The organism is Shimia sp. (genome assembly GCF_965227725.1).
Classification (GTDB): domain Bacteria; phylum Pseudomonadota; class Alphaproteobacteria; order Rhodobacterales; family Rhodobacteraceae; genus Shimia.
Map to the genome: position 1 here is coordinate 198,560 of NZ_CBDDGH010000003.1, position 19,428 is coordinate 217,987.

Sequence of the window (19,428 nt, forward strand, 5' to 3'; positions counted from 1 at the left end):
CCAAACCGCCACAGGCGCAGCGGCCGGTTGTGACATGCTGCCCCTCAGCTCTCTTTGTTAAACAACCCGGTCAAGGCCCGTTTCACCAGCCCCGCCACCGAAGGCCTGCGCCCTGCGCCAAAGGGCAGCGGACGGCACACTTCCATCGCCGCAACACCCACGCGCGCGGTCAGCGCGCCATTCACGATGCCCTCGCCAAACCGGCGGCTGAGCTTGGCCAGAGCGCCGCCGCCTGCAACCGTGCCAATCAGGTCTTCGCCTGCAGCCACGGCCCCCGTGGCCACCAGATGTGTCATCACTGCGCGAAACAGCCGCCAGCTGCCCAATGTGCCGGAGCGCCCGCCATAGATCTCCGCAATCCGCCGGATCATGCGCACATTTGACGTCAGCGCCGCCACGACATCCGCCAGCGCCAGCGGCACCAGCGCGGTCACCGCCGCCACCTGCCGCGCCGCGGTCTCTACCTCGCGCTGCGCCGCCATATCCAGCGGCGTCATGAGCTCCGCCTCCGCCAAAGTGATCAGCGCATCCGCGTCCAGCACCTCTTCACGCTGCTTGGTCAGACCATCCCGCCCCCAGGCCAGATCCTCCCGCCCGCGGTAAAACCGCAGCAAATCATCCACAACGCCCCGTGCCTGCGTCAGATCATGCGCCCGCACCGCCGCATCCACCCGCGCCTTGAGCCCATCCACCCGCCGCAGCCGTGCCAGACCGGCCAGCTCTTTCAGGATGATCAGCACAGCCACCACCAAAGCCGCCGCGCCGATTGCCATGACCGCCCAACCTAGGAGCGGAAACCGCACCACGAGACCGGTGACAAAATCCCAGGCCGCCACCGAAAGCGCCGCCCCGAGAAACGCCGCCACCAAAGCCCAAAACAGCCGCGCCAACCGCGACGGCTTACCCGCCCCCAGCTTGGCCGCCACCTGCATCGCCTGCCCGCTTGGCGTCTCCACCATCAAATCCGGCACCGGCGCCGCCTCCGCCACCTTGGGCGCAGGGCTGTCTTCCAGATCAATCAAAACCGGGCCTTTGCTCATGACATCTCTCTCCGCTCTTGCCGCCAGACATACCGGATGTCCGGCAACCGCTCCGCATTGCCCGCGCCATCCGTGCGCTCTTCCGCACAAAACCCGGCAGCCTCATAAAACCTCTGCGCCGCGTGATTTTCCTGAAAACACCACAGATGCAGCTCTGCCGCGCCCTCTTGCGCACGTGCCAACAACCCAGTGCCCAGCCCACGCCCCTGCGCCTCCGGCCGCAGATAAAGCGCCGAAATCCAGCCGTCTTTGCGGGCCAGAAACCCCTGAACCTGCCCATCCGCCTCAGCCACCCAGCACTCTTCTGCCTCAACCAAATGCGCGCAGAACGCTTGGGTATCGGCCAGACTGTGCAAAACCGGCATCCACGACGTGTCTTCAATCCAGCCTTGCAGGATCGCGCCCATCACAGGCCCATCAGATGCTTGAGCACGGCGCAGAACCGCCGTCACAACACATCTCCCAATAAAAACTGTGCCGCGCGGTCGATCCGGATATGGGGCGGGCCTTCGCCGGGGCGCAGGGTGTTGGCCGCAGGCGCAAAGCGCATGATCTGATAATCCTGATCCAGCCAGCCTTCTGCACCCACCTTGGCCGCGTTCAGCAACACATTTGGATCCTCCGGCAACTGGCCCGGATAAAACGCCGCCTGCCGCCCATCCGCCAGCAACCGCCCGCGCACACAATCAAGCGCCGCGCCGTCATGGCTCACGGTTTCCTCCACCGTCGCCCGCAAAGAAGCCAGCGACAGCGCCTCGGTCTCGGCCCCCGCAAATTGCGCGCGATCCGCCGCCTCCCGTGTGAGTGCCTGCATGATCGAGGTCAGCTGCGGATGCTGGCTGTGATGCAGATGGTCGGCCTTGGTGGCGGCAAAGAGGATCTTCTCCACCCGCCGGCCACCCAGCAGCCGTGTGAGCCAGGCCGTGCGTCCGGGGCGAAACGCGGTGAGCGTGTCCGCCAACCCGCCGCGCAGATCCTCCAGCGCCCGCGGCCCCGCGTGGATCGCCCCCAGCGCATCCACCAGCACCACCTGCCGGTCGATGCGGGCAAAATGATCGCGGAAAAACGGTTTTACTACCTGCGCCTTATAGGCCTCAAAGCGTTTCTCAAACGCCCGCCACAGGCTGTTCTTGCCCGCGTTTTCCACCGGTGCAAGCGGCGCAAAGGTCAACACCGGCGAGCCTGCCAGATCACCGGGCAGCAAGAACCGCCCCGGGGTGCAATCAGAATAACCGCCCGCGCGCGCCGCTTGTAAGTATTCCGCAAACGCCGCCGCCAGATCCTGCGCTTTGGGTTCATCCAGATCATCAGCGCCGTTCATCGCGCGCATCAAACCGAGAAACTCGGCCGCTTCATCCCTCGCTGCGATCCGCTCCAGAACCTCCGCGCTCCACTGCGCAAAGCTCTTCTCCATCAGCCCCAGATCCAGCAGCCATTCCCCCGGATAATCCACAATATCCAGATGCACGGTGCGCGCGCCCTGCAGCCCTGCCAGAAGGCCATTGGGCCGAACCCGCAACGACACCCGCAATTCGCTGATCGCCCGGGTGCTCTCCGGCCATTGGGGGGCGGCCCCTGTCATCATCGCCAGATGACGCTCATAGTCAAAGCGCGGCACCAACTGATCGGGTTGCGGCTGCAAAAACGCCGCCTCAATGCGCCCTTCTGCGGCGGCAGCAAGCTGAGGCATGCGCCCGCGATCCAGCAGGTTGGCCACCAGAGAAGTGATGAACACCGTCTTGCCAGAGCGCGCAAGCCCGGTCACCCCCAGCCGCACCACCGGCTCAAACACACCGCTGACCCCATCTGCCACCGCCTCAACCTGTCGCGCGATCCCATCTGTTATTGTGCTTATGACCAATGGCTTGGGCCCTCTGCCTGTTTGCCTCAACCTATGCGGCGGCCCCCTGTATTTCCAGTGGTGAGAATGGCTTCAAATTCCCCCCCAAGTGCGGTAACCGGACGCCCATGCCCAGATATGCTCTCCAAGTCGAATACCACGGCGCCCCCTTCGCAGGCTGGCAGCGCCAGGCCGATCAGCCCTCTGTTCAGGGGGCCATTGAGGCCGCTTTGGCCAAGCTTGAGCCGCGCGAACACACCATTGCCGCTGCAGGCCGCACCGATGCGGGGGTGCACGGTCTGGCGCAGGTCGCCCATTGTGACATGGAAAAAGACTGGGATCCTTTCCGCCTGTCTGAGGCCCTGAACTTCCAGCTCAAACCCAACCCTGTGGCCATCGTCAACGCGGCCCGCGTGGATGACGACTGGCACGCCCGGTTTTCCGCCACCGAACGGCGCTATCTCTTCCGCATTCTCATGCGCCGCGCCCCTGCCACGCATGAGGCAGGGCTCGTCTGGCAGGTCAAACACGAACTCGACGTCACCGCCATGCAGGCCGGCGCAGACCGTCTGCTCGGCAACCATGATTTCACCACCTTCCGCAGCTCTATCTGTCAGGCGGCGAGCCCGCAGAAAACACTGGATGAACTGCGCGTGGAGCGCGTGGAGACCATAGGCGGGCCGGAAATCCATTTTCACGTGCGCGCGCGTTCCTTCCTGCACAATCAGGTGCGCAGCTTTGTCGGCACGCTGGAGCGCGTCGGCGCAGGCGCATGGACGCCGGATGATGTGACAGCCGCGCTTGAGGCCCGCGACCGCGCCGCCTGCGGCCCGGTGTGTCCGCCACAGGGTCTCTATTTGGCTGGGGTCACCTATCCGGATGCCCCCTTTCCCTGATCTTGCAAACCGGCCTCCTCCGCTTGTGATCAACAAAACAAGGCAGAATTGAAAGTTTACCATGGGTAAACCCTTGACCTTCTCGCCCAAATCCATGCTATTTGCCCGTCACAGGAAACTCTTGAGGCCCAACATGTTCAAGCCAGCCATCACCGGCACCGGTGTCTTCACGCCAGATCAAGTCATCACCAACGACGAGCTGGTCGAAAGCTTCAATGCCTACGCCGACAAGATGAACGCCCAGAACGCCGCCGCCATCGAAGCCGGCGAGATGGAGCCCATGCAGCATTCCTCCAGCGAATTCATCTACAAGGCCTCCGGCATCAAACAGCGTCATGTGCTGGACAAAGAAGGTGTGCTGAACCCCGACGTGATGCACCCGCTGCTGCGTCAGCGCAGCGATGACGAACCCGGCGTGATGACCGAAATGGCCGTTGATGCCTGCACCAAAGCGCTCGCGCAGGCGCAGGTTGACGCCTCCGAGATTGATCTGGTGATCTGTGCGGCCTCCAACATGGAGCGTGCTTATCCGGCCATCGCGATCGAGATCCAGAACGCGCTTGGCGCAGGCGGCTTTGCCTTTGACATGAACGTGGCCTGCTCTTCTGCAACCTTTGGCCTGCAGGCCGCAGCCGATATGGTGCGCTCGGGCTCCGTGCGCAAAGCCATCGTTGTGAACCCGGAAATCTGCACCGGCCACCTGGAGTGGCGCGACCGCGATTGCCACTTCATCTTTGGCGATGTGGCCACCGCCACCGTGATCGAGCGTGCAGAAGACGCCAAAGGTGACTACTTCGAAATCATCTCGACTCGTTGCGCCACCGAATTCTCCAACAACATCCGCAACAACAACGGCTTCCTGCGCCGCTCCCGCCCCGATGGCGTGGTTGACCGCCGCGACATGCAGTTCATGCAAAACGGCCGCAAAGTGTTCAAAGAGGTGGTACCAATGGTCTCCGCCCACATGCTGTCCCACCTCGAAGAGGAAGGCGTCTCCCCAGACAATCTGCGCCGCCTGTGGCTGCACCAGGCCAACAAGTCGATGAACGACTTCATCGGCAAGAAGGTTCTGGGCCGCACACCGGAAGACGGCGAACAGCCCAACATCCTGCAGGACTACGCCAACACCTCCTCTGCGGGCTCCATCATCGCCTTCTCTAAATACTCTGACGATCTGGACGCAGGCGACTACGGGGTGATTTGCTCCTTCGGCGCGGGCTATTCAGTTGGATCCGTGCTCGTCAAGCGTCATTAACAAAGTGTGATTCGAAGTGTGCGGTATACTGCCGCACACCGACTGTCAGAAATGATAGTCTAGCTCGAAAAAACTATCACAATTGACAGCTCTCTTTACTGTGATCACCCAGTCTCCCCTACCAGACTCACGCTAGGTAATGCGCTAGCATGGTCTACGGAGGGAGCTGTTGTTTCGCCGCGGTGCTACCCCAGGCATCCTGAAACAAGAGGTTCGAGAGGTGATAGTTTACTGATCCCCTTCTACTCTGCGCTGTCCCGTGCGGAGTCCTGTATGCACACCCGTGCACATATTTTCCCTGTATGTCTTTTCATGACGTGTAGGTGCCCCGGTTCTCCGGGGCACCTTTTTCTTTGGGCTCCGAAAAACATCAGAACCCGAAAATAATCATTATATTTCAAATGCTAACGGTATTTCACCAGATTCTTGCCGCCCGGTGGATCATCCATCTCAACCAGAATGCCCGCTTCCTCATTGTGCATCCGGTTCAGCGGATCTTTCACCAGCCCGGCGCTCATCGCCAGCGCGGCAAGGTCCGCGCGATTGGACAGCCCGGTTTTACTGAGGATGTTTTTCATCCGTTGCCGCACCGCAGAAACAGAGATCTCAAGCTTCTCGGCAATCACCTTGTCCTGAAGCCCGGCCCCGATCATTTCCAGCAGTTCGCGCTGTTTGTCCGAAATTTGGTTCCGCTCGGTAAATTCTGCCGCAAAATGAGCAAGATACCGCTGATGACCCATCATTGCGACAGTATTTAGGACCCATCCATGAGTCTGAATGATGTGTCGCATCTCTCTTTTGGAGTGGTCCCCGCAAAAGGTGATCAGCGCGGCCTGCGGCGGCGCATTCAGCCTCAGAGGGATAGAGAACCCCGCGCGCAACCCACGCTTGGCCGCCTCCTTGAGCACCTTATAGCGCTGCTCCGGGATGTGGTGAAATTCATCCGCAAACTCCAGCCCCACCGCAATCGGCGTCAGGCAATTGATCGCATGGGTGCGGAAGTAGCTCCACTTGGAGGTCTCTGGATCGTTGTTGTGCGTGTTCAGCCAGGTGCTGTCATAGGAGGTGCGGATAAACAGCGTCCGCTTCCAGTTGGAGAAGTTGTTGGCGCAGATGAAATCAATATACGGCAGGTTCAGGGTCTGCCCCACCTCGACAATCAGCGCCCAGACCTCCGCTGAAGTCTGCGTGGCTTCCAGATCGGCCAGAAACCCGTGCAACAGTTCCGGTGTGTGACGCTCAGCCGCCAGAAGCGGCCGACGCCCGGACGCATCGATCATCGGTTAGGCGGTTTCCTCTTCCAGATGCAGTTTCATATCCACCAGAACCTGCTGCAGCGCGACGGTTTCGCGCAACAGACGTTTGGCCTCGGTGACCGTGATCACCCCATCCTCGATGGATTGGTTGTATTCCGCCATCAGCAGAGCAAACCGCTGGCTGAGCGCGATCACATCAGAGTTGACGCCCCCCTTGCTGTTTGGGTTGCGGCGGCTGTCATGGTTGAGCGAATTGCCCCGCAGCTCCGCAAGCGCTGCGGTCACATGCGGATAAGACGCCGCCTCTTCCAGCGCGGCCACCGCATCAATCGGCATAAACCGGTCCGCGTGCTCCTCATGCCCTGAATAGTAGCGCCCCAGCGTTGCTTTGGACTTGCCCGTCAGCTCGCAGGCAGCCTCAATCCCGACGTCTTTCACCAAGGCCTCGGAATGCTTCTTCAGATAACTGTCCACAACGCTCATATATTCGTTCCAACCCATTGAATGATCTGCCGCATTCCATCTCACACCCCCACGTGAGGGGAAAGGCAGATTTCTTTTCCCATTTTCGAATTAACCCTATTTTTGTCATTTGAGAAAGACCGGAAGCGTTTCCTCCGGCAATGTCAGTGTCCGGTGGGTGCAGCCGGATCATAGGAGGGCGGTGGAGATCTGCGTGGAGATCCGCCGTTGGCCAACAGGCCGCGCATCCCGGGATCAACATCCCCAATGGTTCAACCAGTTTGACCCCGGGGGGCGCTCCACCCGCCAAACAAACCTGTCTCAGCCGCCGACCGGGCGCAGCGATCGACCTCTGTGCATCGCCGTCAGAGTTTTTCGCGCAGCCCTCCCCCCACGGTCTTGCACCCATGGCCCGTTGCGTCTTATCACCCGCCCATGGCCAAGCTGTATTTCCAATATTCGACCATGAACGCCGGCAAATCGACTGTGCTTTTGCAGGCCTCTCACAACTACCGTGAGCGCGGGATGCAGACCTATCTGCTCACCGCCAAGCTCGACCACCGCGCAGGGGCCGGACGCATCGCCTCCCGCATCGGCATTTCCGAGCCTGCAGACACCTTTGATCCAAGCTCTGATCTCTTTGCCAAGATCGAGGCCCGCATCGACGAGGGAAAAATCGCCTGTGTCTTCATTGATGAGGCGCAGTTCCTGAGCGAGGAGCAGGTCTGGCAACTGGCCCGCACCGTGGATGATCTGAAAGTGCCCGTCATGTGCTACGGGCTGCGCGTCGATTTTCAGGGCCAACTGTTCCCCGGCTCCGCCGCACTTCTGGCGCTGGCCGATGAAATGCGCGAAGTGCGCACCATCTGCCATTGCGGCAAGAAAGCCACTATGGTTGTGCGTCAGGACGAGACCGGCAATGTCCTGCGCGAAGGTGCTCAGGTGCAGATTGGCGGCAATGAAAGCTATGTGTCCCTCTGCCGCCGTCACTGGCGCGAGGCCATGGGCGACATGCCCAAGGAGCGCAGAGCGGCCGAGTAAACCCGCCGCCCGCGCCTCAGGTTTTCAGGCCGATAATCTAAACGAGATTTGGCGGCGTTTGCCCTTGGGCAAAGGCGATCAGGTTGTCCACCGCCATCAGCCCCATCTGCGTGCGCACTTCCAACGCCGCTGTGCCCAGATGCGGCAGCAGGGTGACGTTGTCGCGCTTGCGCAGAGCTTCCGGCACCTTGGGCTCAAACTCATAGACATCCAAACCCGCCCCGCCGATCTCTTCCGCCTCCAAAGCGGCGATCAAAGCGGCCTCATGCACCACTTCGCCCCGGGAAATATTGATGAAATGGGCGTGGCTTTGCATCGCGGCAAAGACCTCCGCATCAAACAGATGATGGGTGTCCGCCCCACCGGGCACCGCTGCCAACAGCACATCCACCTGCGACGCCAGATCGGTGATCGAGGTCACGCGCTCCGCCGGAAAGGCCAGCTCTTTTTCAGAGCGGTTCCAGTATTTCACCGGCATGTCAAAGCCAAAGTGGCAGCGCGCGGCAATCGCCTGACCAATGCGGCCCATGCCCGCGATGCCGACGGTCTTGCCGGTCAGATGCATCCCCAGCATCTGTGTCGGATGCCAGCCGCGCCAGTGACCCGCGCGCACCAGACGTTCGCCCTCACCGGCGCGCCGCGCGCTCATCAGGATGAGCGTCATCGCCACATCCGCCGTGGCGTCTGTCACAGCGCCCGGCGTGTTGGTCACGGTGACGCCAGCCATCTTGGCGGCCTTGGTGTCGATATGATTGAAGCCCACGCCAAAATTCGCCAGCATCTTGCAGCGCGGCGCCGCCACATCGGCAAACACCTTGCGGTCAAAAGCATCGCCCAGCGTTGGCAGCACCAGATCAAAGTTGCGCAGGGCATCGCGCAGCTCATCCCCCTCCATCGGCAGGTTGTTGAGCCGCACCGTCACCGAAAACTGCGCCCGCGCCGCCGCGAGCACCTCATCTGGCAGCGGCCGTGTGATCAAAAGCGATTTCAATGCATCCGCCCCCCGTTAGGCACCGGCCCGTCCGGGCCGATCAGCGTGATCTCTCCCGCCTCATCGGGCAGCCCCAGCACCAGAATTTCCGACATGAATTTGCCGATCTGGCGCGGTGGAAAATTCACCACCGCCATCACCTGTTTGCCGATCAACCCCGCGGGATTGTAATGCGCGGTGATCTGCGCCGAGCTTTTGCGCACGCCCAGCTCATCACCAAAATCCACCCAGAGCTTGATCGCAGGTTTGCGCGCCTCCGGATAATCTTCCGCCCGCACCACCGTGCCGACACGAATATCGACCTTCAGAAAATCGTCAAAACTGATCTCAGCCATTGGCCAGCTCCCGGCTCCGCTCCGCCGCCGCGCCCACGGTTTTGATCATCAGAGGCGGCAACCCTTCTGCGGTGTCCATCAGAACCTCCAGCCCGGCCTGCGTGGTGCCATTGGGGCTGGTCACATTGATGCGCAGCTGCGCGGGGCTTTCCTCAGCACTCTCTGCCAGCGCGCCTGCACCGGCCACCGTGGCTTTCGCCAGCGCCATGGACAACTCGGGTGACAAGCCCTGTGCCTCTCCTGCCGCCGCCATGGTCTCGATCATATGAAACACATAGGCCGGGCCCGAGCCGCTCAGTCCGGTGACCGCATCCATCTGGCTTTCACGCTCAAGACGCACCACCTGCCCAACTGCCGAAAGCAGCGCCTCAGAGGCAACCAATCCGGCCTCTCCCGCAGGCCCATTGGCCACGATTGCCGTGATGCCCTTGCCGACTGCCGCGGGCGTGTTGGGCATGGCGCGCACGATCGGGGTGTTTTCGCCAAGAATATCTTCGTAGGTGCCGATGGAGATGCCCGCCGCAACCGAGACAAACAGCGTCTCGCCATTGCCCATGGCCGCCAAGACCGGTAGCGCATCCGCCATCATCTGTGGTTTCACCGCGATCAGCACCACCGCAGGCGCGGCTGGCAGCTCTGCATTCACATGGACACCGCTCTGCCGCACCCAATCGCTGGGAAAGGGATCCTGCACCCAGACCGATCCCGCAGGCAGCCCATCCGCCAGCCAGCCCTGCAACATCGCAGAGCCCATCTTGCCGCAGCCCAAAAGCACCAGCCCGCGCTCGGCCACCAAAGTCATGTCCATGAAAGCCCCCTTATCCTGTTGGGGGCAAGTGTTACGCCCGCCCGTAGGCCTCTGCAATGGCAACTTGCATTGCATCTTTCACAGTTCGCTCACCCCAGACCACAAGCTGAAACGCCGGGTAAAACCGCTCTGCGTTCTGCACCGCGTTGCGGATCATCGTGTCGATCTGATCAGGGCTCGCCACCTGTCCGCCCGCCAGCACCAGACCATAGCGATAAATCATCAGCTGCTGGCGCTCCCAATAGGTGAAGGCACCGGACCAGCACTCATCATTCACCGCATTCAGCGTCTCATAAAGCTGCGGCAGCTTCTCTTCCGGCGGCTGCGCTTCATAGGAACAGACCAGCCGCAAAGTCTCGTCATAGGCAGACCAGGCCAGCGTGATGGAATAGGTCTTCCACTGTCCTTCGACCGCCATTGCGATCTGATCATCTGCGATCCGCTCAAAATTCCAGTCCCGCACCTCTGCGATATGCTCAACGATATCAATAGGGTGCAGGTCTTCTTCCAGAAACTGCTCTGATAATGCCATGGCGCCACCTCGTTTTGCTATCGCGTGGGGATTGGCAGCTCCCCTAACGCTTGGTGCCTGCTCTAGGAACTGTGGAAAACTCCACCGCCCTTACAACATATGGTGAGGTGCCCTTTACGATGTGTAAAGCAAAATATCTGTGGATAACGCAATAAGTTGTGGATTAAAGTGAAGTATGCACAAGTCTCCACCGCCCGGTGAGAGACCCAAGGAAGGGCTGTTCCCAATGCCCGGATTTTCACCAGATTCCAAGAGGATAGTGATGGGACAGCAGGAATTCCCCTTTGCGCAGGTCGATGTCTTCACCGACAGCCCGAGTTTTGGCAACCCGCTGGCCGTTGTGGGCGACGCAGAGCCCCTCAGCGACGCCCAAATGGGACAACTCGCCAACTGGACCAACCTGAGTGAAACAAGCTTTCTGCTGCCGCCCCGCGATCCTGCGGCCGACTACCGCGTGCGGATTTTCACCCCGGCACAAGAGCTGCCGTTTGCCGGCCACCCGACGCTCGGAAGCGCTCAAGTCTGGCTCAACCAAGGCGGCACACCCAAAGGCGGCGACATCCTGCAAGACTGCGGCGCAGGCCTGATCCGCATCCGCCGCGACGGCGAGAAGCTCTTCTTCATGGCCCCGCCCCTCACTCGCAGCGGCGCACTGGATGCAGACACCCGCGCCCGCGCCATCAAAGGCCTCGGCCTCTCAGAGACAGACATCATAGAGGCCGCATGGGTCGACAATGGCCCCGGCTGGGCGGCGCTTCTGCTGCGCGATCACGCCACGGCCATGGCCATCTCGCCGGACTACGCCACGCTGAACGGCCTGCGCATCGGCGTTGTTGCCCCGGCAACGGAAACCGACTTTGAGGTGCGCGGCTTCACCGCCCGCGGGCTGGAAGACCCGGTGACAGGCAGCCTGAACGCAGGCATCGCCCAATGGCTCATCGGTGCAGGCCATGCCGCACCCAGCTACATCGCCGCACAAGGCACCGCCTTGGGGCGCAAAGGCCGCGTGCATGTGCAAAGTGATGGCGGCGAGATCTGGGTCGGCGGCGCCGTGCAGAGCTGCATCACAGGCACAATCGTGCTGTAATCAAAAGAAAAAGGGCCGACCCATCGGCCAGCCCCACAGCCTTCAGCTCGGCAAACGCCTAAGCCTTACTTGCCCTCCAGCGCCTCGATCCGCGCTTTCAGGGCTTCGTTTTCTTCACGGGCCTTCTGCGCCATGGCGCGCACCGCATCAAATTCCTCACGGGTGACAAAATCGCGATCCGCCAGCCAGCGGTCCATCAGCGATTTCATGGCGTTCTCCGCCTCATCCTTGGCGCCCTGAGCGACACCCATGGCGTTGGTCATCAACTGAGACATGTCGTCCATGAATTTGTTCCGGGTTTGCATCGCTCTCTCCGCATTGTGATCCTGACCCCTTATATGGGCGTCAACGCCCGCAGACACAAGGTTGACTTTGTCGCGCACACCCGGCCATTTGGGCCGCAAACGGAGAGGCACATGAGCGGACAAATTCCCTTCCCCAATATCTCGCCAGAGATCTTCTCGATTTCCGCCTTTGGCATGGAATTTGCCCTGCGCTGGTATGCGCTTGCCTATATTGTCGGCATCCTGATCGGCTGGCGCATTGTGCTGGCCACCATCAAGCGCGCGTCGCTCTGGCCCAACAACACCGCGCCGATCACCGCCCAACAGGTCGAAGATCTGCTCAGCTGGGTCATCCTTGGCGTGATCCTTGGCGGACGCCTTGGCTATGTGCTGTTTTACAAACCGGCCTTCTACCTCGCCAATCCGGGGGACATCATCCGCATCTGGGATGGCGGCATGGCCTTTCACGGCGGCATGCTGGGCGTGATCTTCGCGGGCTTCCTCTATTGCCGCAAATATGACCTGCGCCCGATGCAGGTCGGGGATGCCATGGCACTTGGCGTACCGATCGGCTTGTTTCTGGGCCGGATCGCCAACTTCATCAACGCCGAGCTCTGGGGCCGCCCCACCGATCTGCCATGGGGCGTGATCTTCCCCGGTCAGGCCGCGCAGGATTGCGGCCAGCTGGTGGCCTATTGCGCGCGCCACCCCTCCCAGCTCTATGAAGCCCTCATGGAAGGCGTGATCCTTGGCAGCCTCATGTTGTGGCTCGCCTATCGCCGCGGCGCGCTCAAACGCCCCGGCACGCTGATCGGCACCTTCCTTGCAGGCTACGGCACCGCGCGTTTCCTCGTAGAGTTTGTCCGCCAACCCGATGCGCAGTTCATTTCGCCGGGCAACCCGCTCGGCCTCGCGCTGCAGATGAACGGCTACGGCTTCACCATGGGGCAGCTGCTCTCGCTACCCATGATCGCCCTCGGCCTCTACCTGATCCTGCGCGCACGCCCTGACCCCGCGCCCGCCACATGAGCACATTGACCCAGCATCTCCTCGCCCGGATTGAGGCCCACGGCCCCATGACCGTGGCGGACTATATGGGTGAGGCGCTGCTGCATCCCACGCTGGGCTATTACACCACACGCGATCCTCTGGGCGCCGCCGGTGATTTCACCACCGCGCCGGAGATCAGTCAGATGTTTGGCGAACTCATTGGCCTCTCGCTGGCGCAGGCCTGGCTTGATCAAGGCCCCCCTGCCCCTTTCACACTGGCCGAACTCGGCCCCGGGCGCGGCACGCTCATGGCCGACATTCTGCGCGCCACCCGCGCAGTGCCCGGCTTTCACGCCGCCGCCCAGATCCACCTTGTGGAAGCCTCCCCAACCCTGCGCGCCAAACAGCGCGACACCCTCGGCGATCAAGTCATATGGCACGACAGCCTCGACACCCTGCCGGATCAGCCGCTGTATCTCATCGCCAACGAGTTTTTTGACGCCCTCCCGATCCGCCAATATCAGCGCGGCGCGGAAGGCTGGCACGAGCGCCTGATCGCCATGCGCGACGGCGCGCTTGCCTTTGCCTTGGGGCCAGAGCTGCCGCAGCCGCATCTCACGCACCGCCTTGCCGACACGGTGCAAGACAACATCGTTGAAACCTGCCCACAGGCCAGCGCCATCGCCGATCAGATCGGCACCCGCCTCCGCGACGCGGGCGGCGTGGCGCTCTTGATTGACTACGGCGACTGGCGGTCTCAAGGCGACACCTTGCAGGCGCTGCAAGATCACGCCTTCATCGACCCGCTTGCCGCGCCGGGCGCAAGCGACCTCACTGCCCATGTGGATTTTGAGGCCCTGGCACAGGCCGCCCCCTGCGCCCACAGCCGCCTCACCCCGCAAGGCGTGTTTCTGGAGCGCCTCGGCATCACCGCCCGCGCACAGGCCCTGGCCGCAAACCTCAGCGGCGCGGCGCTTGCCAGCCACATCGCCGCACATCGCCGCTTGACGCACCCCGAGGAAATGGGAAACCTGTTCAAAGTCCTCGCGCTCTTCCCCGAAGGCGGCACACCCCCAGCAGGATGCACCACATGACACTTGAGATACTCACCTCGGACCTGCTTGCCCCCGTGCATCATGGCTTCTTCACCCGTCGCGGCGGCGCTTCTTCCGGCATCTTCGAAGGCCTCAACTGCGGCATGGGTAGCTCTGATCAGTCTGAGATTGTTGCGATCAACCGCCAGCGTGTGGCCGATGCGATGGAGGTCGACATCGCCCACCTCGCCTCCGTGCATCAGGTGCATTCCGCCGATGTCTACACCGCCACCGGCCCCATCACTGGCGAGCGCCCGCGCACCGATGCGATTGTCACCAACCAACCCGGCCTTGCGCTCTCGATCCTCACCGCAGACTGCCAGCCGGTTCTGTTCTCAGACCCTGAGGCCGGTGTGATCGGGGCCGCCCACGCAGGCTGGCGCGGCGCATTGGACGGCATTCTCGAAGCCACCGTAGAGGCCATGGAAGCCCTCGGCGCCTCCCGTGCCAACATCCGCGCCGTGATCGGCCCCTGCATCAGCCAAAGCGCCTATGAGGTTGGCCCCGAGTTTCTGGACAACTTCCTTGCCGAAGACCCCGAGAACAGCCGCTTCTTTGCCAATGGCGAAGGTGACCGCATGCTGTTTGACCTGCCCGCCTACGGGCTGCACCGCCTGCGCCGCGCGGGTGTCGGAGAGGCCGAGTGGATCCGCCACTGCACCTATGCCGATGCAGACAGGTTTTACTCCTACCGCCGCACCACCCACGCCAAAGAAGCAGACTACGGCCGCCTGATTTCCTGCATCCGCCTCTAAACACGGCCCATGAAAGGCCTTTGTTTTAAAGGCCTTCACCAATACCGCCAAATTGTCACCGCATTTTCCTAAAATCTGACCAATCCTGCCCCATCTCTGCCTCAATTCGACACGAGACTGATCTCAAGTTGGAAACAATAGGCCCGACAGAGGCCAGAAAGACCAAGGAGAGCAGACATGAAAACCCAGAGCCGCTTTATCAAATCCGTTGTTGCCGCATCCAAAGCAGACGCCCCTCAGATGCCTTGGGCCCGTGGCCAGCGCCGCGCCGCATTCATTGCAAAGCGCAAAGGCGTGCAGCTCAAAAAAGTGGCGTAACGCGCGAGGCGCCCACTTCCGGCGCTGCCCGCTTGCCTCAACGCACGACCCTCCAGAAAAAGCGCAAAGCATCTTGCCAGAATTGCGGGCTGCTTTGCGCTTCTGCATATGTCAGCCCCGCATATGCGCAAATCAGCCACCGCTTCACACGCGCTCATCAGCGCATTTTCGCAAAGCCCATCGGCTCCGTTGCTTAAATCCTTAAACCGTCTATAACGCTCGCCAAATTCTCATGTCAGAGGCGCATATGACGGACACACCTCAAGTCGGCATCATTATGGGCAGCCAATCCGATTGGCCCACCATGAAAGAAGCAGCCACCATTCTGGAAGAGCTGGGCATCACCTACGAGAAGAAGATCGTCTCCGCCCACCGCACCCCGGATCGCCTCTGGTCTTACGGCAAAGAAGCCGCAGATCGTGGCCTGCAGGTGATCATCGCAGGCGCAGGCGGCGCGGCCCATCTGCCCGGCATGATGGCCTCCAAAACCCGCGTGCCTGTGGTGGGTGTTCCGGTCCAGACCCGCGCGCTTTCCGGTGTCGACAGCCTTTATTCCATCGTGCAGATGCCCAAAGGTTTCCCCGTGGCCACCATGGCCATTGGTGCAGCCGGTGCCGCCAACGCAGGCCTCATGGCCGCAGGCATTCTGGCGCTGCAGGATGCTGACCTTGCCACCCGCCTTGATGCGTGGCGCGACGCCCTCTCGGCCTCTATCCCGGATGAACCCCAAGATGACTGATCCCCTTCCCCTCGGTTCCACCATCGGCATCCTCGGCGGCGGCCAGCTTGGCCGCATGCTCTCTGTGGCCGCCTCCCGTCTGGGCTACAAAACCTGCATCTATGAGCCCGGCGGCGATTGTCCGGCCAGCCACGTGGCGAATTATCACTTCCAGAAAAGCTACGACGACGCCGAGGCCCTGCGCGCCTTTGCCGAAGCTGTGGATGTCATCACCTATGAGTTTGAAAACATCCCCACCTCCGCGCTCGACATACTTGAGGCCCATGTGCCGATCCGCCCGGGCCGCGAAGCGCTGCGCGTCAGCCAGGACCGCCTGACGGAAAAAACCTTCCTGCGCGAACTGGGCCTGAAAACCGCGCCCTTCGCGGATGTCACCGACGCCGAAACCATGGCCGCCGCCGTGTCCGAGATCGGCGCGCCAGCGATCCTGAAAACCCGCCGCTTCGGCTATGATGGCAAAGGTCAGGCCCGCCTAAAAACCGATGCCGATGCAGAGGCCGCGCTGGCCGATATGGCCGGTGCCCCCGCGCTGCTGGAAGGTTTCGTGGACTTCTCCCACGAAGTCTCCGTGATTGCCGCGCGCGGCATCGACGGTCAGGTCGCCTGCTTTGATCCGGGCGAAAACGTGCATGCGGACGGCATCCTGCGCACCACCATCGTGCCCGCCCGCCTCACCGCCGCCCAGCGTATGGACGCGGTGCTGCTTGCCGCCAACATCCTGAACGCGCTGGAGTATGTCGGTGTCATGGGTGTGGAGCTCTTCGTCACTTCTGAGGGACTCATCGTCAATGAAATCGCCCCGCGCGTGCACAACTCCGGTCACTGGACCCAAAACGGCTGCGCGGTGGATCAGTTCGAACAACACATCCGCGCCGTGGTCGGCCTGCCTCTGGGCGACGGCCAGCGTCACAGCGATGTGGTGATGGAAAACCTGATTGGCGACGACATGGACCAGCTCCCCGCCCTGCTCAAAGAGCGCGACACCGCCGTGCACCTCTACGGTAAGTCCGAGGTCAAAGCAGGCCGCAAAATGGGCCACGTCAACCGCGTCAAACGCGACTCCGCCAAGTAAGGCTTCAAGGCGCAGTCAAAGGGCCCTGTCGCGGGGCCCCGCCTTCTCATTCGTCAAATATCCTGGGGTAGCCACATCATAGATGTGGCAGGGGCGAAGCCCCCTCTTTTCCCCTCAGGCCGCCATAAACCGCGCCGCCACATCTCCGGCCATATGGCTCACACGCCCGCCCACCAGCGTTGCGCCAATGCGCCCATCCGGTGCCATCACAATCAGATCCGCGCGTTTGCCCGCCTCAAGCGTGCCGCGATCGCTCAGCCCCAGCACCGCTGCCGGCCGTGCCGAGATCAGCGCCCAGCCGGTGGCCAGATCACAGACACCCTCCTCAACCATGCGCAGCACCGCTTGTTTGGGGGCCGGATAGTGGTAGTCAGAGGCCAGCGCATCCACCAGCCCTTCGGCCACCAGCTCTGAGGCGGTCACATTCCCGGAATGGCTGCCGCCGCGCACCACATTGGGCGCGCCCATCACCACCGGATCGCCCGCTGCCTGCGCCGCCTCTGCCGCTGCGCGTGTCTCGGGAAACTCGCTGATCGCCAGCCCACGCGCCCGCCAAAAGGCCCGTGTCTCCGCTGTGTCATCATCATGACTGCCCAGCCGCACGCCCTTGGCTGCCAAACGCGCCGCCAATCTGGCCACTGCCTCCGGCACCGCGTCCCGCGCATCATGCAGCGCCTTAAGCAAGGCCAGATGCGCCTCCGGGCTGCGCCCGCTCTTCAAGGCCTGCCCGGTCAGCCGGGGCGGCTTCTTACCCTTCTCCAAGGCGGCATGCGGCAGGTGGTCGTTAAACACCACATAGGGCACGCCGTGCGCATCCACCGCCGCCTCAAAAGCGGCGTAGTCAGACAGCAAATGGCTCTCAAAACGCAGCTGCACCCGCATGTCGGTCAACAGCCCTTCGGCTGCATCGAGCGCAGTCAGAAAGCGCTGCGCAAAATCGGGGCTGCGCATGCCGCCTTCCCAGCTCCAGAATTGGGCCAGCACAGCGGTGGTGATGCCATTGGCCGCCAGCTCCGCATCCACCGACATCAGCCCGTCGCCAAGGTTCTTCATTGCGCCGCGGCGCGGGGCCAGATGGCGCTCAAAACCGTCGCCGTGCAGATCGACAATGCCCGGCAATATCCGAAACCCGCTCAGATCAATCGCACGCCCCTGCCTCTGCCCCGGTGCGGTCAAGACCCCGTCGCGCACACCAAGCGTGACCTGCGCCAAACCGTCCGGCAAAAGCACCTCCGCGCCCGTCAGATCCAGCGCCAGATCCAGCGCCGGATCACTCATCGCGGCGCGCCTCTTCATCACAGGCAGAGGCCACGCAGTCATCTTCCACAATCCGCTGCAAAGCCCGCACGGTGGCGTCCGCCCCCTCAAAACCCAGCTCCGGATCAAAAGCCCCTTCTGCAAGGAAGGCCTCCACCTGCGCGATCACCACCGGATTGTTCATCATAAACGTATGGGTCACCGGCAGGACGATATGATCTTTCATGCCCGCCACTTTGGTGCTGGCCACCGAAACCTTGCCGTCATCCGGCCCCTCGATCAGGCTTGAGAAATAGGGGTTCAGAGAGCGATCCCCCGCAATCACACCCAGCTCAAAATCCACCGGCGGCAGATCGCTTGGCAACCCGTCCGTGCCCAGCTCCTGCCCCGCCGGACCATTCAGCCACTCAAACGGCGCCAGATCGCGCAGCTCGTCCACCACTTCGCTGCCCTTGTTGGGCGGCCCCAACATCACCACACGGCCGAGATTTTCAGGCCGGTTGTTCACAAACCACTGGCGCAGCAGAATGCCGCCCATGGAATGGGTCACAAAATGCACCTTCCGGTCGCCGCATTTCGCGACCGCCTCAGGCAGGGTGCCATAGGCCAGATGCGCGATGTCTTCCTTGGTCGAAGGATAGCCCTGCCGCACCACCTCATAGCCATGCCGCTCAAGCGCCAGCTGCATCACCACAAAAGAATTCTTGGTGCGGGCCAGCCCATGCAGCATCACCACACATTCCTCTGCCCGCGGGTCTTCGGTCTCAGTTGGCACGGTGCCCAGCACAGGCGCGGCCATCATCGGCAGGAGCGCGGCCAGAACGGCGCATTTTCGGATCATATGTCTCATGGCCTTGAGATAGGCGCTCCGCCCGCTCTACAAAAGCAAAAACCTTACGGAACTTTATGCATGTCGCCGCCTTCGCCCTCTCCCCGTCTCGCTGCCCGCGCCATTATCCTGCAAGAGGGCAAGCTGCTGCTGGTGAATGCCTACCCGGAAGGTCAAAGCGATCTCTGGTGTGTGCCCGGCGGCGGGGTGGAGCGGCACAGCTCGCTGAAAGAAAATCTCGCCCGTGAGGTCTGGGAGGAATGCGGCCTCACCGTCGCCGTGCATGATCCCTGCCTGATCAATGAATTTCACGACCCAAGCGGCAGCTTTCATCAGGTCGACATCTATTTCCGCTGCACCATCACCGAAGGCAGCCTGTCGCGCGACTGGAAAGATCCGGAGAACATCGTCACCGAGCGGCGGTTTTTCTCACGTGAAGAGCTAACCCAGGTGCGGTTTAAGCCTGACAGCCTGCCCGATGTAGCTTGGGGCACCGGTCTCACCTATGATCCGCTGGAACCCATCGTGAAGCCCTAATCACGCTGCA

At 62.0% G+C, this 19,428-nt stretch carries 23 protein-coding genes; 11 read left to right on the forward strand and 12 right to left on the reverse strand.

Going from position 1 to position 19,428, the window contains the following annotated elements; all coding sequences use genetic code 11:
• Positions 1 to 44 precede the first annotated feature (44 nt).
• The 3 genes from ACO07T_RS06660 to ACO07T_RS06670 are packed head-to-tail and all read right to left on the reverse strand — an operon-like array spanning position 45 to position 2,901.
• Entirely contained in the window at positions 45 to 1,040 is a 996-nt protein-coding gene (locus ACO07T_RS06660; protein ID WP_422048751.1) for a YcjF family protein, read from the reverse strand.
• Positions 1,037 to 1,492 (reverse strand): GNAT family N-acetyltransferase, encoded by a 456-nt coding sequence (locus ACO07T_RS06665; RefSeq protein WP_422048752.1) that lies wholly within the window; start codon positions 1,490 to 1,492, stop codon positions 1,037 to 1,039. Before ACO07T_RS06665 ends, ACO07T_RS06660 begins: the two co-directional genes overlap by 4 nt.
• Positions 1,489 to 2,901 carry a YcjX family protein gene (locus ACO07T_RS06670; protein WP_422048753.1) on the reverse strand — a complete coding sequence of 471 codons (1,413 nt, stop codon included), beginning with the start codon at positions 2,899 to 2,901 and terminating at the stop codon, positions 1,489 to 1,491. Before ACO07T_RS06670 ends, ACO07T_RS06665 begins: the two co-directional genes overlap by 4 nt.
• A gap of 107 nt (positions 2,902 to 3,008) precedes the next feature.
• Here ACO07T_RS06670 and truA point away from each other — a divergent pair, with 107 nt between their 5' ends.
• The gene (gene truA, locus ACO07T_RS06675; protein WP_422048754.1) at positions 3,009 to 3,776 is read left to right on the forward strand and encodes a tRNA pseudouridine(38-40) synthase TruA; all 768 of its coding nucleotides are present in this window, start codon (positions 3,009 to 3,011) and stop codon (positions 3,774 to 3,776) included.
• 133 nt (positions 3,777 to 3,909) lie between these two features.
• Positions 3,910 to 5,031, forward strand: coding sequence for a beta-ketoacyl-ACP synthase III (locus tag ACO07T_RS06680; RefSeq protein ID WP_422048755.1), 1,122 nt, complete (start codon positions 3,910 to 3,912; stop codon positions 5,029 to 5,031).
• Between the two features lie 404 nt (positions 5,032 to 5,435).
• Here the strand turns inward: ACO07T_RS06680 and ACO07T_RS06685 are convergent, their stop codons facing one another.
• Positions 5,436 to 6,311 carry a helix-turn-helix transcriptional regulator gene (locus tag ACO07T_RS06685; RefSeq protein WP_422048756.1) on the reverse strand — a complete coding sequence of 292 codons (876 nt, stop codon included), beginning with the start codon at positions 6,309 to 6,311 and terminating at the stop codon, positions 5,436 to 5,438.
• Between the two features lie 3 nt (positions 6,312 to 6,314).
• Entirely contained in the window at positions 6,315 to 6,770 is a 456-nt protein-coding gene (locus ACO07T_RS06690; RefSeq protein WP_422048945.1) for a hypothetical protein, read from the reverse strand.
• Positions 6,771 to 7,184: 414 nt separating this feature from the next.
• Between ACO07T_RS06690 and ACO07T_RS06695 the strand changes: the two genes are divergently transcribed.
• Positions 7,185 to 7,790 carry a thymidine kinase gene (locus ACO07T_RS06695; RefSeq protein ID WP_209079607.1) on the forward strand — a complete coding sequence of 202 codons (606 nt, stop codon included), beginning with the start codon at positions 7,185 to 7,187 and terminating at the stop codon, positions 7,788 to 7,790.
• Positions 7,791 to 7,827: 37 nt separating this feature from the next.
• Here the strand turns inward: ACO07T_RS06695 and ACO07T_RS06700 are convergent, their stop codons facing one another.
• The 4 genes from ACO07T_RS06700 to ACO07T_RS06715 are packed head-to-tail and all read right to left on the reverse strand — an operon-like array spanning position 7,828 to position 10,456.
• Complete coding sequence (locus tag ACO07T_RS06700; RefSeq protein ID WP_422048757.1) at positions 7,828 to 8,781, reverse strand: 2-hydroxyacid dehydrogenase; 954 nt, start codon at positions 8,779 to 8,781, stop codon at positions 7,828 to 7,830.
• On the reverse strand, positions 8,778 to 9,116 hold the full coding sequence (locus tag ACO07T_RS06705) for a tRNA-binding protein (protein ID WP_209079605.1): 339 nt from the start codon (positions 9,114 to 9,116) through the stop codon (positions 8,778 to 8,780). The genes ACO07T_RS06700 and ACO07T_RS06705 overlap by 4 nt, the downstream gene beginning before the upstream one ends.
• Entirely contained in the window at positions 9,109 to 9,924 is an 816-nt protein-coding gene (gene proC, locus ACO07T_RS06710) for a pyrroline-5-carboxylate reductase (protein WP_422048758.1), read from the reverse strand. The genes ACO07T_RS06705 and proC overlap by 8 nt, the downstream gene beginning before the upstream one ends.
• Positions 9,925 to 9,955: 31 nt before the next feature.
• Positions 9,956 to 10,456 (reverse strand): YbjN domain-containing protein, encoded by a 501-nt coding sequence (locus ACO07T_RS06715; RefSeq protein ID WP_209064425.1) that lies wholly within the window; start codon positions 10,454 to 10,456, stop codon positions 9,956 to 9,958.
• 262 nt (positions 10,457 to 10,718) lie between these two features.
• On the opposite strand from ACO07T_RS06715, the gene ACO07T_RS06720 reads away from it, so the two are divergent.
• Positions 10,719 to 11,543 carry a PhzF family phenazine biosynthesis protein gene (locus tag ACO07T_RS06720; protein ID WP_422048759.1) on the forward strand — a complete coding sequence of 275 codons (825 nt, stop codon included), beginning with the start codon at positions 10,719 to 10,721 and terminating at the stop codon, positions 11,541 to 11,543.
• A 65-nt stretch (positions 11,544 to 11,608) separates the two neighbouring features.
• Here ACO07T_RS06720 and ACO07T_RS06725 read toward each other — a convergent pair whose 3' ends face one another.
• Positions 11,609 to 11,848: an accessory factor UbiK family protein gene (locus ACO07T_RS06725; RefSeq protein ID WP_058239539.1), complete on the reverse strand. Its 240-nt coding sequence runs from the start codon at positions 11,846 to 11,848 to the stop codon at positions 11,609 to 11,611.
• A 111-nt stretch (positions 11,849 to 11,959) separates the two neighbouring features.
• Here ACO07T_RS06725 and lgt point away from each other — a divergent pair, with 111 nt between their 5' ends.
• The 6 genes from lgt (at position 11,960) to ACO07T_RS06755 (ending at position 16,795) form a co-directional block, all read left to right on the forward strand.
• Positions 11,960 to 12,856 carry a prolipoprotein diacylglyceryl transferase gene (gene lgt, locus ACO07T_RS06730; protein WP_422048760.1) on the forward strand — a complete coding sequence of 299 codons (897 nt, stop codon included), beginning with the start codon at positions 11,960 to 11,962 and terminating at the stop codon, positions 12,854 to 12,856.
• The gene (locus ACO07T_RS06735) at positions 12,853 to 13,911 is read left to right on the forward strand and encodes a class I SAM-dependent methyltransferase (protein ID WP_422048761.1); all 1,059 of its coding nucleotides are present in this window, start codon (positions 12,853 to 12,855) and stop codon (positions 13,909 to 13,911) included. Before lgt ends, ACO07T_RS06735 begins: the two co-directional genes overlap by 4 nt.
• On the forward strand, positions 13,908 to 14,666 hold the full coding sequence (pgeF, locus tag ACO07T_RS06740; protein ID WP_422048762.1) for a peptidoglycan editing factor PgeF: 759 nt from the start codon (positions 13,908 to 13,910) through the stop codon (positions 14,664 to 14,666). The genes ACO07T_RS06735 and pgeF overlap by 4 nt, the downstream gene beginning before the upstream one ends.
• A 177-nt stretch (positions 14,667 to 14,843) precedes the next feature.
• Entirely contained in the window at positions 14,844 to 14,984 is a 141-nt protein-coding gene (locus ACO07T_RS06745; RefSeq protein ID WP_209064415.1) for a hypothetical protein, read from the forward strand.
• 247 nt (positions 14,985 to 15,231) lie between these two features.
• Positions 15,232 to 15,723, forward strand: a complete 492-nt coding sequence (purE, locus tag ACO07T_RS06750; RefSeq protein ID WP_422048763.1) for a 5-(carboxyamino)imidazole ribonucleotide mutase — start codon at positions 15,232 to 15,234, stop codon at positions 15,721 to 15,723.
• Positions 15,716 to 16,795 (forward strand): 5-(carboxyamino)imidazole ribonucleotide synthase, encoded by a 1,080-nt coding sequence (locus ACO07T_RS06755; protein ID WP_422048764.1) that lies wholly within the window; start codon positions 15,716 to 15,718, stop codon positions 16,793 to 16,795. The genes purE and ACO07T_RS06755 overlap by 8 nt, the downstream gene beginning before the upstream one ends.
• Positions 16,796 to 16,909: 114 nt before the next feature.
• Here ACO07T_RS06755 and ACO07T_RS06760 read toward each other — a convergent pair whose 3' ends face one another.
• On the reverse strand, positions 16,910 to 18,073 hold the full coding sequence (locus tag ACO07T_RS06760) for an alpha-D-ribose 1-methylphosphonate 5-triphosphate diphosphatase (protein WP_422048765.1): 1,164 nt from the start codon (positions 18,071 to 18,073) through the stop codon (positions 16,910 to 16,912).
• Positions 18,066 to 18,851 carry an esterase/lipase family protein gene (locus ACO07T_RS06765; protein WP_422048946.1) on the reverse strand — a complete coding sequence of 262 codons (786 nt, stop codon included), beginning with the start codon at positions 18,849 to 18,851 and terminating at the stop codon, positions 18,066 to 18,068. The genes ACO07T_RS06760 and ACO07T_RS06765 overlap by 8 nt, the downstream gene beginning before the upstream one ends.
• Before the next feature lie 111 nt (positions 18,852 to 18,962).
• Here ACO07T_RS06765 and ACO07T_RS06770 point away from each other — a divergent pair, with 111 nt between their 5' ends.
• Positions 18,963 to 19,418, forward strand: coding sequence for an NUDIX domain-containing protein (locus tag ACO07T_RS06770; protein WP_422048766.1), 456 nt, complete (start codon positions 18,963 to 18,965; stop codon positions 19,416 to 19,418).
• Positions 19,419 to 19,428: the final 10 nt, after the last annotated feature.

What these genes read in the sequence shown, in the direction of transcription:
- ACO07T_RS06735 (WP_422048761.1), top strand. Translation starts at nt 12,853, where the DNA reads ATGAGCACATTGACCCAGCATCTCCTCGCCCGGATTGAGGCCCACGGC.
- ACO07T_RS06660 (WP_422048751.1), bottom strand. Translation starts at nt 1,040, where the DNA reads ATGAGCAAAGGCCCGGTTTTGATTGATCTGGAAGACAGCCCTGCGCCC.
- ACO07T_RS06720 (WP_422048759.1), top strand. Translation starts at nt 10,719, where the DNA reads ATGGGACAGCAGGAATTCCCCTTTGCGCAGGTCGATGTCTTCACCGAC.
- ACO07T_RS06695 (WP_209079607.1), top strand. Translation starts at nt 7,185, where the DNA reads ATGGCCAAGCTGTATTTCCAATATTCGACCATGAACGCCGGCAAATCG.
- ACO07T_RS06745 (WP_209064415.1), top strand. Translation starts at nt 14,844, where the DNA reads ATGAAAACCCAGAGCCGCTTTATCAAATCCGTTGTTGCCGCATCCAAA.
- ACO07T_RS06715 (WP_209064425.1), bottom strand. Translation starts at nt 10,456, where the DNA reads ATGGCATTATCAGAGCAGTTTCTGGAAGAAGACCTGCACCCTATTGAT.
- ACO07T_RS06705 (WP_209079605.1), bottom strand. Translation starts at nt 9,116, where the DNA reads ATGGCTGAGATCAGTTTTGACGATTTTCTGAAGGTCGATATTCGTGTC.
- ACO07T_RS06690 (WP_422048945.1), bottom strand. Translation starts at nt 6,770, where the DNA reads ATGAGCGTTGTGGACAGTTATCTGAAGAAGCATTCCGAGGCCTTGGTG.
- proC (WP_422048758.1), bottom strand. Translation starts at nt 9,924, where the DNA reads ATGGACATGACTTTGGTGGCCGAGCGCGGGCTGGTGCTTTTGGGCTGC.
- ACO07T_RS06725 (WP_058239539.1), bottom strand. Translation starts at nt 11,848, where the DNA reads ATGCAAACCCGGAACAAATTCATGGACGACATGTCTCAGTTGATGACC.
- pgeF (WP_422048762.1), top strand. Translation starts at nt 13,908, where the DNA reads ATGACACTTGAGATACTCACCTCGGACCTGCTTGCCCCCGTGCATCAT.
- ACO07T_RS06760 (WP_422048765.1), bottom strand. Translation starts at nt 18,073, where the DNA reads ATGAGTGATCCGGCGCTGGATCTGGCGCTGGATCTGACGGGCGCGGAG.
- ACO07T_RS06765 (WP_422048946.1), bottom strand. Translation starts at nt 18,851, where the DNA reads ATGGCCGCGCCTGTGCTGGGCACCGTGCCAACTGAGACCGAAGACCCG.
- purE (WP_422048763.1), top strand. Translation starts at nt 15,232, where the DNA reads ATGACGGACACACCTCAAGTCGGCATCATTATGGGCAGCCAATCCGAT.
- ACO07T_RS06770 (WP_422048766.1), top strand. Translation starts at nt 18,963, where the DNA reads ATGTCGCCGCCTTCGCCCTCTCCCCGTCTCGCTGCCCGCGCCATTATC.
- ACO07T_RS06685 (WP_422048756.1), bottom strand. Translation starts at nt 6,311, where the DNA reads ATGATCGATGCGTCCGGGCGTCGGCCGCTTCTGGCGGCTGAGCGTCAC.
- truA (WP_422048754.1), top strand. Translation starts at nt 3,009, where the DNA reads ATGCCCAGATATGCTCTCCAAGTCGAATACCACGGCGCCCCCTTCGCA.
- ACO07T_RS06680 (WP_422048755.1), top strand. Translation starts at nt 3,910, where the DNA reads ATGTTCAAGCCAGCCATCACCGGCACCGGTGTCTTCACGCCAGATCAA.
- lgt (WP_422048760.1), top strand. Translation starts at nt 11,960, where the DNA reads ATGAGCGGACAAATTCCCTTCCCCAATATCTCGCCAGAGATCTTCTCG.
- ACO07T_RS06755 (WP_422048764.1), top strand. Translation starts at nt 15,716, where the DNA reads ATGACTGATCCCCTTCCCCTCGGTTCCACCATCGGCATCCTCGGCGGC.